This is a genomic window from Paraburkholderia sp. BR10937 (genome assembly GCF_040965695.1).
In the GTDB taxonomy this organism is placed as follows: Bacteria; Pseudomonadota; Gammaproteobacteria; order Burkholderiales; family Burkholderiaceae; genus Paraburkholderia.
Window position 1 is genome coordinate 22,901 of sequence record NZ_JBFRCL010000038.1, and the last position, 12,881, is coordinate 35,781.

11 protein-coding genes are annotated in these 12,881 nt (G+C 60.1%); 3 read left to right on the top strand and 8 right to left on the bottom strand.

The window, feature by feature from the left end; all coding sequences use genetic code 11:
• Positions 1-8: 8 nt before the first annotated feature.
• Positions 9-1,307 (bottom strand): NRAMP family divalent metal transporter, encoded by a 1,299-nt coding sequence (locus AB4Y44_RS27555; protein ID WP_368701349.1) that lies wholly within the window; start codon positions 1,305-1,307, stop codon positions 9-11.
• 124 nt (positions 1,308-1,431) lie between these two features.
• Between AB4Y44_RS27555 and AB4Y44_RS27560 the strand changes: the two genes are divergently transcribed.
• From AB4Y44_RS27560 to AB4Y44_RS27570, 3 genes are all read left to right on the top strand, one after another.
• On the top strand, positions 1,432-1,659 hold the full coding sequence (locus tag AB4Y44_RS27560) for a hypothetical protein (RefSeq protein WP_368701350.1): 228 nt from the start codon (positions 1,432-1,434) through the stop codon (positions 1,657-1,659).
• Positions 1,660-1,776: 117 nt separating this feature from the next.
• A complete protein-coding gene (locus AB4Y44_RS27565; protein ID WP_368701351.1) occupies positions 1,777-3,072 on the top strand; it encodes an Nramp family divalent metal transporter in 1,296 nt (431 codons plus the stop codon).
• A gap of 180 nt (positions 3,073-3,252) precedes the next feature.
• A complete protein-coding gene (locus AB4Y44_RS27570) occupies positions 3,253-3,465 on the top strand; it encodes an ester cyclase (protein ID WP_368701352.1) in 213 nt (70 codons plus the stop codon).
• Between the two features lie 356 nt (positions 3,466-3,821).
• Here AB4Y44_RS27570 and AB4Y44_RS27575 read toward each other — a convergent pair whose 3' ends face one another.
• The 7 genes from AB4Y44_RS27575 to AB4Y44_RS27605 all read right to left on the bottom strand — a co-directional run bounded on the left by AB4Y44_RS27575 (position 3,822) and on the right by AB4Y44_RS27605 (position 12,727).
• Entirely contained in the window at positions 3,822-4,562 is a 741-nt protein-coding gene (locus tag AB4Y44_RS27575) for a 3-ketoacyl-ACP reductase (RefSeq protein WP_342922635.1), read from the bottom strand.
• 571 nt (positions 4,563-5,133) lie between these two features.
• A complete protein-coding gene (locus tag AB4Y44_RS27580; protein WP_368701353.1) occupies positions 5,134-5,571 on the bottom strand; it encodes a hypothetical protein in 438 nt (145 codons plus the stop codon).
• 311 nt (positions 5,572-5,882) lie between these two features.
• The gene (locus tag AB4Y44_RS27585; RefSeq protein WP_368701354.1) at positions 5,883-6,821 is read right to left on the bottom strand and encodes a LysR family transcriptional regulator; all 939 of its coding nucleotides are present in this window, start codon (positions 6,819-6,821) and stop codon (positions 5,883-5,885) included.
• 172 nt (positions 6,822-6,993) lie between these two features.
• Positions 6,994-7,644: a TetR/AcrR family transcriptional regulator gene (locus AB4Y44_RS27590; RefSeq protein WP_368701355.1), complete on the bottom strand. Its 651-nt coding sequence runs from the start codon at positions 7,642-7,644 to the stop codon at positions 6,994-6,996.
• A 298-nt stretch (positions 7,645-7,942) separates the two neighbouring features.
• Entirely contained in the window at positions 7,943-8,806 is an 864-nt protein-coding gene (locus AB4Y44_RS27595) for a 4Fe-4S dicluster domain-containing protein (RefSeq protein WP_368701356.1), read from the bottom strand.
• A gap of 10 nt (positions 8,807-8,816) precedes the next feature.
• Entirely contained in the window at positions 8,817-11,795 is a 2,979-nt protein-coding gene (locus AB4Y44_RS27600) for a molybdopterin-dependent oxidoreductase (protein WP_368701357.1), read from the bottom strand.
• 191 nt (positions 11,796-11,986) lie between these two features.
• Positions 11,987-12,727, bottom strand: coding sequence for an OmpW family outer membrane protein (locus AB4Y44_RS27605; RefSeq protein ID WP_342922628.1), 741 nt, complete (start codon positions 12,725-12,727; stop codon positions 11,987-11,989).
• Positions 12,728-12,881 lie beyond the last annotated feature (154 nt).

Here is a 12,881-nt window from a genome sequence, read left to right on the forward strand (position 1 = left end):
GTGGGCCCTCATGTGAACTGCAAAACGGTATGCACTGTCAGCGCCGCGCCCGTGGCGAGTGTGGCCAGCCAGCACAATGCGCGAGTGATCGCGTGCGCCTTCATCTCACCCACGGCCTCACGGCGCCGGCTCAACAGCAAGAGCAGGATGAGGACCGGCGCGACCGTCATGCCGTTGGCCAAGGCACTCCAATAGCAGGCCTTGACCGGATCGACCCCGGAAGCATGGAACAGCAACGCAATGGCGACACTCACCACCATGAGCGCAACGAGGACGCCGGCGATGCGGCGGTCTCGCTGCTCACCCTGCGGCCAGCCGAACGAACTGGCGGCAGCGTGCGCCGCCGAACCCGCCAGGGGCGGGAGCGCAAGCAGCGCGGTGCCGAGGAGCGCGAGGCCGAGCAAGGGCGACGCGTATCCATGCGCGACCGGAGCGATCGCAAGCGCGGCGGCCTGGGCGCTGCTGACCGGCTGGTGCGCGGCGTGGAGCGTAACGGCAGCCGCGACGAGGACAAACGTCCCGCAGGCGTTGGAAAACAGCGTGCGCACGAGCGTATCGCGTCGCATCTTTTGTAGCCGCGGTGGGTCTTCATTGCGGCTTTCGCGGCTTTCCGCCGCGCGCGTTCGCTCTTCGACTTCCTGTTCCGCTTGCGAGAACAGCAGGTAGGGGCTGACCGTGGTGCCAAGCACCGCAAGCAGCATCCCGAAGTAGTCTTCGGACCAGGTGAAACCGGGCACCAGGGCATGCCACGCCACGGCGCGCCACGGCACGTCGGTCGTGAACATCACGCCAGCATACGCGAACAGCGAGAGCGCCAGCCACTTGAGCACGTTAGCGTAGCGCGCATAGGGGATCCACCATTGAAGCGCGATTGACGCGCCGGCAAAAAGGACGATGAATGGCGCGACCGGCCCGCGAAACATCAAGCGTGCGGCCTCGCCCATGGCCAGCATATCGGCAGCCATGTTCACGGTATTCGCACCCAGAAAGCGTGCGACAGCGATCAGGAAGATCCAGCGCGCGTAGTGCTCGCGCATGTTCTCCGTGAGGCCCTTGCCCGTGACGGCGGCCACGCGCGTCGCGATCAACTGGAGCGCTACCATCGACGGGTACGAAAGAACGCACACCCAGAGCAGATCGAAACCATACTGCGCGCCGGCCAGCGAATACGTCAGGATGCCGCCCGGGTCATTGTCCGTTGCGACGGTGCCGAGTCCCGGCCCAATGTCCGCCGCCCAGGCGTGCGCCGGGAGTTCGCTTCGATTGGCATGCTCGCGTCGAAAACGTAGGCTCAGGCCGGCTTTCATCGAGAAGAGTGCATAGACGTGCGGAGTGCACGCTGCCCCGCAGGGCACGTTCCCGGGCATCGAGCGTGCTCTTCTGATTCCGGTCGTTCGTCACGTGATGGTCAGCCTGCCAGGAATGAACTCAATGAATCTCGAGCAGATTTATGCCCGAATCTGGGATTGCCTCGCTGCCGCGGTAAGCGAAGCGGATCAGCCGTTCAAGGCGAGGCAGGCCGCGACGATCGGCCTTGATGGTTCCCCGAAATGCGCACCGTACTGCTTCGGAGCGCCAACGAAGCGCAGATATTGCCAGCAGCGCGCGCTGTTTGTCCGTCACGCTGACAGCTGGATCCACGGCTGGGTCGCCCCCTGATCAGGCCGGGTGCACGTCCAACGCGTCACACAGCGAGATGCAACTGGTGTGCCTCATGCGGCACGAGACTTGCGGTTTCGTCGCGACGCTCGTCCCGAGCGCTGCAGGAAGACCGCCGTGGCCGACAACGAAAAGCTTGAACCCGAACTCGCCGTCACCGATCGGACGGAACGCTCATGGCTGTCGCGGCTCGGGCCCGGGCTCGTAACGGGCGGCGCGGATGACGATCCGAGCGGAATTGGCACCTACTCCCAGGCTGGCGCGAAATTCGGCTTCGCGCTGCTATGGACGCTTCTGCTGACCTATCCGTTGATGGTCGCCATCCAGATGATCAGCGCCCGCATTGGACGCGTGACTGGCAAAGGGCTCGCCTCCAACATGCGAGCTTTTGGTCCCCGCTGGCTCGTGATCGTTCTGGTGCTGCTGCTCGCCGTCGCCAACACGATCAACATTGCCGCGGACCTGGCGGCCATGGGCGCAGCCATCGGTTTGCTGGTGCGTGGCCCTGAGCAACTTTACGTGGTCGCGCTGGGCGCGTTTTCCGCCATCCTCCAGATCTGCCTTCCCTACGAAAGTTACGCACGCTTCCTGAAGTGGCTGACCGTCGTGCTCTTTGCGTATGTTGCAGTGGCGTTCGTCGTTCCGGTCGACTGGTCGCAGGTCGCGCTTTCCCTGGTCCACCCGCGTGCGCCTCTGTCTGGCGACTATCTCACCACCGTCGTCGCCGTCCTCGGAACCACGATCAGCCCTTACCTGTTCTTTTGGCAAGCTTCGCAGGAAGTCGAGGAACTTCGCTCGAAGCCCGGCGAACATCCGTTACGCTGGGTCTCGTCATTCCGTGCATACCGGCAGCTCGACAGGATCACCGCCGATACCTGGATCGGCATGGGCGTCTCGAACGGGGTGGGGTTTTTCATCATGTTGACCGCGGCCGCAACGCTGCACGCGCACAATATCAGCATCCAGACGTCGGCGGATGCAGCGAAGGCGCTTGCCCCCATTGCCGGGCGTTTCACCGCGTTAGTGTTCGCCGCCGGCATCCTGGGAACCGGGCTGCTCGCGCTGCCCGTGCTGGCCGGTTCGGCGGCCTATGGCGCGGCGGGCGCGCTCCGGTGGCGCAATAGCCTGTCTTTACACCTCACGCTCGCGCGCGAGTTCTATTCCGTCATCGTCGTGGCCATCCTGGGCGGCGTCGCGATTACGTTCTGCCACCTCGACCCGGTGAAAGCGCTTTACTGGAGCGCTGTCGTCAACGGGCTTGCCGCCGTACCCGTCATGATCGTCGTCAATTTGATGGGAACCAGTCACCGCGTGATGGGAGAGTTTGCAATATCAGGGATCCTGAAAATCGGCGGCTGGACGGCAACTGCTGTTATGGCCGTCGCAGCCATCGGCATGTTCATTCCCGCATAGTCTTTTGTCAAACATTACGCGCGCCGGCGTAGACCCGGTGACTCGTGCGCGCTTGCGACAATGCATTGGCCCCGCCGATGGTCGGGCCTGCGCCCGTCGCCAATACCACTGGTTTCGTGCATCTGTCAGGGCGCGACTCCGAGGTCAATTGCAGGTGCGAATGAGGACCTTGCCACGCGCATGGCCAGTGGCCGCCTTTTCCAGTGCGGCGCGTGCCAGGCCTTCCCGGATGTCCGCATCGTTATCCATGACCTGATCCAGGTGCCAGGGCGGATCGCGGTGCGTGCCGAGATCAGCGGCACGCATCAGGGCGAGCTGTTCGGCATCGCGCCCACCGGCAAGCAGGTCAGCTTCCGCCTGCATGGCCAGTCGCTCATCGCGGAGACGGTCTGAGTCGAGTGCATTCATAGGTTGGCGTACTTGCACGCGACCTCCAGTCACCGCTTGGCGCGATATTGAATTCCAGCGAAGTGCTGCTACACGACGAGGGCATGTCTTCAGCCGGTATGAGGGCACTCGCTTTTGTACAGCAATCTGCTGACAAACGCCGTTCGCAATGGTTCGGGGCAGATTGTTGTCGAAGCCCGTGCTCACGCTGGACAGGTGACCGTGGTCGTCGGCTGGTCCGACGACCAGTTACACGGCGGAGAGAGAGCGTCGGCCCCACTCTCCACTTCATCTAGCGGTCACCCAAATGGCGCCGCCACACTGTTATCAGCGAGAAAGCCAATTGACTTCGGTTGAGTTCGTCACCCCATGTGAAGGCCACCATTTAGCGAGAAGTCTGCTCCGGTCGAAAACGCTGCTTCGTCGCTGGCGAGCCACGAGACAATTGAGGCGACCTCGTTGGCTTCTCCGAGGCGCCTGACTGGAATGCTCTGAACGATGGCATCGAGCACTTCGGGACGAACAGCCCGAACCATATCCGTCCCAATGTACCCGGGGGAAACCGTATTCACCGTGATGCCCTTTGTTGCGACTTCCTGGGCAAGCGCCATCGTAAAACCATGAATGCCTGCCTTCGCGGTCGAGTAGTTGGTCTGGCCGAACTGTCCTTTTTGTCCATTCACCGAGGAGATGTTGATGATGCGGCCCCACCCCTTGCCGACCATCCCGTCGATGACCTGCTTGGTCACATTGAAAAGGCTGGTCAGATTCGTGGCAATGACTTCGTTCCAGTTCTCGCGCGACATCTTGCGAAACACGCCGTCTCGCGTAATGCCCGCGTTGTTCACCAGCACATCAATGTCGCCGATCTCCTTCTTTACCTTGGCGAAAGCGACCTCCGTTGACTCCCAGTCCGCGACGTTGCCTTCCGACGCTGTGAAGGAAAAACCAAGCGCAGCCTGCTCGGTCAACCAACGCTCGCGACGCAACGAATTTGACCCACAGCCGGCGACTACGGTAAATCCGTCGTCATGGAGCCGCTGACATATTGCGGTTCCGATTCCGCCCATGCCCCCTGTTACATAAGCAATTCGCTTTGCCATTGTTGCCGCCTCCCATTGCGCTACGTTGATAAATCGAAACGCTTTCAGGTACAGCTACGATGAGTCGCGTTTTACACGCACTCGAAAATCGCGGTTAGAACTGTTGGACAACTCGCGAAAACTCGAAATTCATTGCTTTACATGCGGATAAGGGCACGTTGCACAGCCATCCGCTCTTGCGCGAACGCGAGCGACGCGAAGGTTTAAAGCGTTGCCCCTGGCGACGGGCCATGCTTTACCAACCCCAGAAGTACCTCGGCTGCTCTCAGGTTTCCGCGTTCCTCCAGTTTCCTGGCGAGTGCGCGCGTGAATATTTTCAACTCCTCAGGTCCGTGTGCGGCCTCGAACTGAAGAAGGGTCTCCCTGATGGCCGCCTGCATGCTTTCTTCATGAAGCATGCTTGAGATGTGGGAAGCACTTCGCGCCAGTTCCATATCATGCTCAATCAGCCACCGCCTGTCCGCCCTGTGACGATCTGTCGTCATAACCGCACCTTTCGCACTAGTTGTTCGAGACGCGTTCTACTCGAATGTCGACGGGAAGCCAGAGCTGTTCACGCCTATTGGTTCACTCAAAATTGCTCCGACCGCAGCGAATCGAATTCGTCGCGGCAAAGATCGCTGAATCGGTTGAGAATGTCGATCGAACCATCTGCGAGCATTGCGCGCAGTTCAAGGAAAGATTTCTCCGGGGCATCATAGGTGTCCACAATCTTTCGCCCGACCTGATCGGCTTCAATGGCAACCTCGGTAGAGGATTGGACACGCATGCGGCTTATCTTCGCGAACAGACTGACGAGAGCGGTAACGTCCGGCTCCTTGTGCTGAAGCGCGTGGACATAGCACTGCGATGCCTGCTCGATAAATTCTCTATAGAGCTCCTGCCGGCGGATGCGGTCGTGCGCGAGCCACTCTGCCCTTGCCTGCGTTCGTTGAGTAACAAGAGACGATAGGCCACCGATAGCTGCACCGAACAATGCCGCTGTAGCTGATAAGAGTGTTGCGTTCATCGTGTTCAATGGGCGACGGCCGCCTGCCCTCCAATTTGTCTGCCAGGAACAAATGCCAGCAATGACATTAAATTCAATATTGATTTTTATGTCAATATTGCGCAGAAAAGTCTCAGCCCTCTGTCGAACAGAGCGCGAGGTCTGGTGTGGACGCGCCTCGCCCCAGACATCCTCTCCGGCACCGCTCGTTTTCCGAATGCCTGGACGACGCCCAAGTGCGTAACAAGCGGACTCGTATGGACGAAAGCGACGACACGCCGCCTAAAGAAATGTCAGTCAACAAGACATCAATTTTCTGAATGCCTGCTGCATCATTGGTGTTCCCGGACGACCTGTGCGCGAGTGGCACTGCCTTCACTAACCTCGAAAAAAGCCGCGGCATGATCGATAAACGCTCTAACCTTCGCTGGCAACATCGCGCGCCCTATATACGCCAGCCGGACCTCCGCCGCGGTATCCGCGATCTCAAAGTCTTCCAGCAGTCGAATGAGTCGTCCCGACTTGATGTCTTCCTCCACGAGCGTGATGGGAAGCAAACCGATGCCCAATCCCTCCAGAATGACGTCGCGGTTAAAGATCGGATTGTTCGACGATATCTCGTAGTTGATCGGGACGGCGACCTTCTCCTCTCCTATCCGAAACGTGACAGACGGCTTGTGCATTGACGGCGGCACCGTCACGAACGCATGCTGCTCGAGATCCGCAGGATGCCGTGGTCGAGGATGCCTGCCAAGATAAGCTTCCGTTGTCACGATGACGAGCGGTAACCGCTGGAGAAGCCGTGTCACCGCCAGATCTGTCGCCAGCATGAAGGGCAGGACGATACCCAGATCGTACCCGTCGGCCGTCAGGTCAACTGGCCGCTCAGTCAGCGTGATATCGAGAGTGACATTTGCATGTTTTCGTCTGAACGACGCGATCAACGGCGCCAGCCACGTCAGGGCGGCCGTCGTGTGCGCAACCAGTCGCAACACTCCCGTCGGCAGCCGACCGTGGTCCGCGGCACTCGCTTCCATGCAATCCAGATCGTCGAGGACGCGGCAACACCCGTCGTAGAAGCACTCCGCGGCTTCCGTCAACGAAAATTGCCGGGTCGAGCGGTGAAACAGTCGCGCCCCAAGGCGCTCTTCCAACGACGCAATCGCACGGGAAACGACCGAGGGTGACAGGCCCATCATTTCGCCAGCTCGTCGAAAGTTTTTGACTTCGACGATGGTGCGGAAAAGGCGCAAACTTTCGATATATTCCATCGTTTAGATAAACCAGGTGTCTCTGTTACGGCATTGCCAGTCGCGCTGAGGACATCGTCTTGTGACGTCTGAATGGCGGACCGATGACTACGGAGCGCGAACCACAGATCCGATAAAAACGTGGTCATTGCGAGTTCTCGATCGCAACTATTTGCCGGGCTTCGAGTAAAGATCACCGGTCGATAGCGCTCGGTCTGCGGCCGACGTCTTCCCGCCTTTGCCACGACACGTATGAAGCGAGTTCGGCAAGCAATGATGGGATTGCCTGGCCTTTGACCGTCTGCGTGTTGCACATTCTGACGAACTGAAGTCCATCAGACAGGCTCATCAGAGCGACCGCTAGTGCATCAGCGCCTCCTGACCATAACCTGTCGGCATCATGCACGAACGTCCGCAAGCGGTTGCTGATATGGAAGAGCGTCTCGTGCCGCAATACATCAAGACGCGCCCCGAACAAGTCATCTTGACGCGCGAGGAGTTGCGCTTCGAGCCAAAGGGGGAAGCAATCGCTGTCAAATTTCCCATTGCCGTAGCAGGCGATCACGCGAGCAAGCATCTCTTTGGGCGTGCCGCCCAATTCAATGACGGCCTGCAGGTTCTCGCGGGCCAGAACTGCATCGCGCTGCAACAGCTCAGCCAGCACATCCCGTTTGCCGCGGAAATTCGAGTAGAAGGCTCCGCGCGTGTAACCCGCCGCCCCGGCAATGTCCTCTACGCTCGTAGCGGCCACGCCCTTCTCAAGGAAAACGGCTCTTGCAGCGTCAAAAATGCGCTCGCGGGTCTGCTGCTTCCTTTGTGCGTGTGTCAAGCGTTCGTGCTTCATGATGTAGCGCCTGGCGTGCGACGCGTTCTGCGTTCGCCGGAACGAAGGCGCGCGCCAGCGGCGGGTTCTCAATGAGTTAACACACGTCCGGATCGTTCGATTGTTTGTCTATTACACTCACTTCTGATACTTTAGTCAACAATAAAATTGAGGGCGTGAGCGAAAGAGAAGTCGATGCAATCCACCAGCACGTGCGTGGGTGCACCGCTTGCCCATACCGGCCGGCTCGCACATCATCCGTCCGGCGGTACTGACGCCATCCGTGCGCCGTCTCAAGCAACGTTTCCCTATAGTGGCGTCAGGCGGCCTCGACTTCGTTGGTCGACCTGGCGAGTTCGATCTCGCCCAGATAGACGCTTTCGCCCAGCTGACATTCACGCGACGCATTGCCGAGGTCATGGTGTACCTCGATTCGACAGTGCCCGCTGTCCTTGCGCAGTCCTGCGAACCGGAAGTCGCCAAACGCGTCCGTGACGGTATCGGCGACCTTCTGGCCGCCCGTATACAACGCGACTGCGGCCGAGGCCACGCACTCGTCTACCTGCCCCACCCGTGCGCTGACGCTGCCGCCAATAAAGCAGGTATCCCAGCGTTCGAGGCCGCGATACCATACCCGGGGCTTTGTCTTCAGTTTGGGCTCCAGAACCCTGAGCCCTTCGCGTCGAGCCTTGTATGCCATTGCAGCGTCATCGAGTCTGATGGATTCGAAAACACCGGTAGGACATGACTGCGCGCATCGCGGCTGTTGCCAACCCTGGTCCAGCAGGTGCGCGTCGAAGATCCAGGTCTGTGGCAGTTGCAGTGCCTCGTTCCAGACGATCGCCTTGTACGGACAGGCTTTCACGATGTCGTTTCTGCCCCTGGCCTTCTCTGGATCGATGATGACGATACCGTCGGCGCGTTTGCGGATGGCATCGCCGCCCACTCGCATGCATGGCGCGTCGTCACAGTGATTGCACATGACCGGCAGGTACGTCGTCTCGACCATGTGCGAGTCGCCCTGGACCCGGCGCAGGATGCGGATGGGGCTTTCGGCATCGACCGCCGCGGGTGCCGCGTACCCGGGAAAGTCGTTGCCCACGTGCTCGTCTCGCGCAGCGATCACGCAGTTCTGGCAGTTCTCGCATTGCCCGACGTTGATAACCAGATTCCACTTGCTCATCGTGTGTTCCTCACGCTGCGCGGCCGAGCATGAACGCGTCGGCGGCTTTCCACTTTTCAACCTGCACGAGGCATGAGTTCGGGCTCATGCTGCTTGTCCCAGCCGTCTGGGGCCGGTCAGGCGTCAGCATGTTCATGCAGCCGCCGATCTCGACACGCTCACCGGCGATGTCGATGAGCTGGAATTCAGCGCTCGCCTCGTATGACTTGACGACGCCGACGGCCACCAGAGGCGACACGTCAGCGGCACAGATAACCGCGCCGCGGTCGTTGTAGACCTTGACGAGATCGCGATGGACAATGCCCCGGGCCGCCGCGTCAGCGGGGCCGAGGCGCAGCAGCCAGAAGCGATGCCCGCCGATCAACGCGCGATGATCTTCAACGCTGTTGACCGAGGAATTCTTGCCGTCGCAATGCGTGTGGAAGCTGTACCGGCTATGAGTCGCAATCAGTTGCAGCGGATAGCGCTGGGCCAGTTCGCTGTGCAGCCCTTCCCAGGACGGGATATACAGGTTCAGCGGCGGCCGCTCGGGGTTGTCGGCGGTGTGCCGCTTCAGCAACTCCGGCACGAATTCGAGCTTGCCGCTAGGCGTCTGCAACCCCATGCCGAACTTTTCGGCGTATTGCGAGGGCATCGGATGCGGTTCCGGCAGATCCTTGCGACGACCTTCCGCGAACCAGCGCATGTCCACCGGGTGGCGCAGTTCAGGCTTTTCGGACGGGACGACGAAATAGCCTTTGCGGCAGAAGTTGCGCCATGAAATGTGATCCGGCAGATCCGACGATTCGAACACCCTCTTGACCCAGTCGAGTTCGCCGCATCCTTCGGTGAACACGCCGCCGAGCCCGAGACGGCTCAGAATCGCTGTGAAGATGTCATAGTCGGAGCGGGACTCGCCCAGCGGTTCGATGCATCTGTGTTGCATCATCACCATGCGGTGATTGACCGTGTTGAAGCCGTGATGCGCATACCCGCCCGAATTCGACCATTCGCCAATATCCCATCGCTCGAGGGACGTGCACGCCGGCAGAATGATATCGGCGAACTGCGCCTCGCCCTCCATCCAGATCGACTGGTTGACCACGAACTCGATGCTGGGGTGCCGGTAGGCGTCGGCCCAGCGTCCGGATTTCGTGACCGTGCTGAATGCAGATCCGCCATAGCGATAAATCATGTGGATCGGCGAATAACCGGGCATTGGATACGTAAACGGCGCGAACTGTGCTTCCTGAGACATACCGTCCCACAGGTATCCCGTCGCGTGACCGTTGATGATGGCGTCGGGTAGCTGCTGCCGCGGAACCATCTGCTTGACGGGATTCATGGTCAGAATGTGCGGCATTCGCTGATAGTTGTTCACCGCATTGGCGGTCCACGCGAGATCACCGGACATGCCGCCGTCCGCGTAGCCCGGGAAATAGAAGTGCAGGTCGTGCGGAGCGCCGAGCTCCAGACATCCGAAATTGACGCCTGGTTTGCCCCATCCCTGCATCGCCATCATCATGATCATGCAGCGCGCCCACTGCGCCCCGGTCGCGCCGCGTCCTGCGCCGCCGAACCCCGCACCTGTCATACCGACCGCGAGATAGACCTTCTTCCTGCCCCACAGGCGCGCGAGCGCCCGCACATCTTTCGCTGGCACGCCAGTCTCGCTCTGCTGCCATTCGGGAGTCTTCGGGACCCCATCGGATTCCCCCAACAGATAGGCGCGCCACTCATCGAAGCCGGTCGTGCGCGTGGCAACGTAATCCTCGTCGTACAGACCCTCCACGACCCAGACGTGCATGATGGCAGTCGCGAGGGCCGCGTCGGTTTGCGGACGCACGGGAATCCAGCGCCCACCCAGCAACTGCGCAGTCGGATTGCAGTGCGGATCGATGTGAACAAACTCGATACCCAGTTCCTTGGCCCATAAACGCCGCGGCGTGCCCTCGAATCCCGCGTACGCTCCGTTGGTGCTTTCCGGGTCGCACGACCAGAAGACAATCATTTCCGCCTCCCTCAGGCAGTCTTCGATGCCGCCATAGCCTGAAGGCACGCCCACGCGCATCGAATTGCCAAAGTGATGCATCGCGCCCCAGTACCATCCTTCCCAGCTATCCGGGTTCGCAGCCACCCGGGTGAAGCCAATCAGGTTGGCAAAGCGCGTTAGCGCGCTCAGGTAGTAGCCGACATTGCCCCACTGGTGATGGGACGACATCGGGAACGTAATCGAACCGGGACCGTGAACGCGCTTTTGCCGGTTAATTTCCTTTGTGACGATGTCAAGGGCCTCATCCCAGCTAATGGGCACATAGCCCGACTTGCCGCGGTTCTGCGGATTGCGTTCCCCGTCGGGATCGAAATCGACCCGCTTCAATGGACGAAGAATGCGCTTATCCGAATAGACAAGCGACTTGATCGCCAGCGCGTGCGGTGCAACGAGGCCTCGCCGTGGCGGGCTGAAGCTGCGCCCGCGTGCCTCTATCTCCCAACTGGCAGCATCCTTGTCGTCCAGATCGACAGGCGTCACCCGAACGATGCGATCCTCCTTGACGTAGACGAACAACGGGCCGCCGTTCGTACAGGTGGTGTACCGACGCGTGCCGTCTCGCATTGGCGTGCCCATTGGCAGACCGATGGTTTGCATCATGCTGAGCGTCTGCATGAACCAAACCAGCAGTTCATCGTCGCCCTCCGTCACGACCTTGAAGTTCTTCGCCGCATGAATGATGTCGGCATGGTCCTGGCGCGGAGAAAGGAACTTGAGGGCCGTGGCGACGTCCTTGAACAGCATGCTCACGTCCGCATCCCGATACGAGCATGCTCGCGACCGGATGCGACCGTTCCTGATCTCGATGACGCGACCGAGGCTCCGATCCATCAGCCCGATCCAGGCAACCAGATCTCGCTCCTTGAGGCGATCACGATAGTCGGGGAAGCGGCGCGCCGTCAGAGCGAGTACCTTCGGCAGCGCAAACAGAATCGATTTGAGTACTTGTCGCTTCATCGTTTCATCCGGAATGAGGCATCGCTGCAAGGAGAAAAAACGAACGCATGCCTGACCGTCGCTACGTCCAGACACGCGTCAACTGCTTGAACCGAAGGGTCGCTTTCGACCTCTGTGTTGTGCATTGAAATCTCTAATGGTGAAACTCTGCCACCCTCTCAGGCGTCCGCGCGGGACGTCGCTCGTGTGTGCTAGAACGTGTAGGCGACATTCAGGAAGACATTGACGGGATTGATCCGGATCGTTGATCGGGAAACGATTTGCGTCCCGTTCGCGGTCGTCCCGTCCAGTGTCAGGTGAGTTTTTACGGGAACGTAACCGACACTGGCTCCGACGGACCAGTGGTTCGTAATCGCGTAGTACGCCCCGAGTTCGAATACCGGGTTCCATGACGAACTGAGTGACGCGTGCGCAGACCCGCCAGGACCGAGGCTGTCAGCGACAAACTGACTATTGGTCGTGCGAACCTGTGTGAACCAGGTGTAGTTCACGCCTACCCCGACGAACGGACGGAATTTCGATTGGGCGTCGAGCAGGTGGTATCGAAGAACGATAGCGGGCGGCATCGGCCGCGTCGAGCCCAGGGTGCCATACTTCGCAAGCGCGCCATCACCATCCAGATTCACTGTCAGCGGGAGCCCGATCAATGTTGCAACGCCAATGTGATCGGTGACGTAGTACTCGGTCGTGATCCCCATCGTATCCGTGGGCGTCGCGTGGGCCCCGGAACCCGGTAGCTGCTGATTCACCGTCATGCCGCCCACGCTTTCTATGGTGAGCGGCGTTGCGCTGCTTTGCGGCGCGACGTGAAGCCACCCTGTTGCCACGGTGAAACTCCCAGCGGTCTGGGCGTTTGCAGTAACGGCAAGCACAGCCGAGCAGATACACACCGCCAGACCGGCGGAACGAATCGTTCTCCCGCAATTTCTCACGTGTCTTCTCCTGTCTCTTACGCCGGGACGTTAGTGCCCGCACAAGCGTTCCGCTCAGCGCACGGGACCACGTTGTGCCGGCATCCGTCTGTTTTGATCACAGCCAGTCGTCTCTTACCGGTTTTATGTAGTTATGCTAAGTTAAATGTTGCTA

Excerpts from the sequence above, each read along its gene's own strand:
- AB4Y44_RS27555 (WP_368701349.1), bottom strand. The coding sequence starts at position 1,307 with ATGAAAGCCGGCCTGAGCCTACGTTTTCGACGCGAGCATGCCAATCGA.
- AB4Y44_RS27585 (WP_368701354.1), bottom strand. The coding sequence starts at position 6,821 with ATGGAATATATCGAAAGTTTGCGCCTTTTCCGCACCATCGTCGAAGTC.
- AB4Y44_RS27560 (WP_368701350.1), top strand. The coding sequence starts at position 1,432 with ATGAATCTCGAGCAGATTTATGCCCGAATCTGGGATTGCCTCGCTGCC.
- AB4Y44_RS27590 (WP_368701355.1), bottom strand. The coding sequence starts at position 7,644 with ATGAAGCACGAACGCTTGACACACGCACAAAGGAAGCAGCAGACCCGC.
- AB4Y44_RS27570 (WP_368701352.1), top strand. The coding sequence starts at position 3,253 with ATGGCCAGTGGCCGCCTTTTCCAGTGCGGCGCGTGCCAGGCCTTCCCG.
- AB4Y44_RS27595 (WP_368701356.1), bottom strand. The coding sequence starts at position 8,806 with ATGAGCAAGTGGAATCTGGTTATCAACGTCGGGCAATGCGAGAACTGC.
- AB4Y44_RS27600 (WP_368701357.1), bottom strand. The coding sequence starts at position 11,795 with ATGAAGCGACAAGTACTCAAATCGATTCTGTTTGCGCTGCCGAAGGTA.
- AB4Y44_RS27580 (WP_368701353.1), bottom strand. The coding sequence starts at position 5,571 with ATGAACGCAACACTCTTATCAGCTACAGCGGCATTGTTCGGTGCAGCT.
- AB4Y44_RS27575 (WP_342922635.1), bottom strand. The coding sequence starts at position 4,562 with ATGGCAAAGCGAATTGCTTATGTAACAGGGGGCATGGGCGGAATCGGA.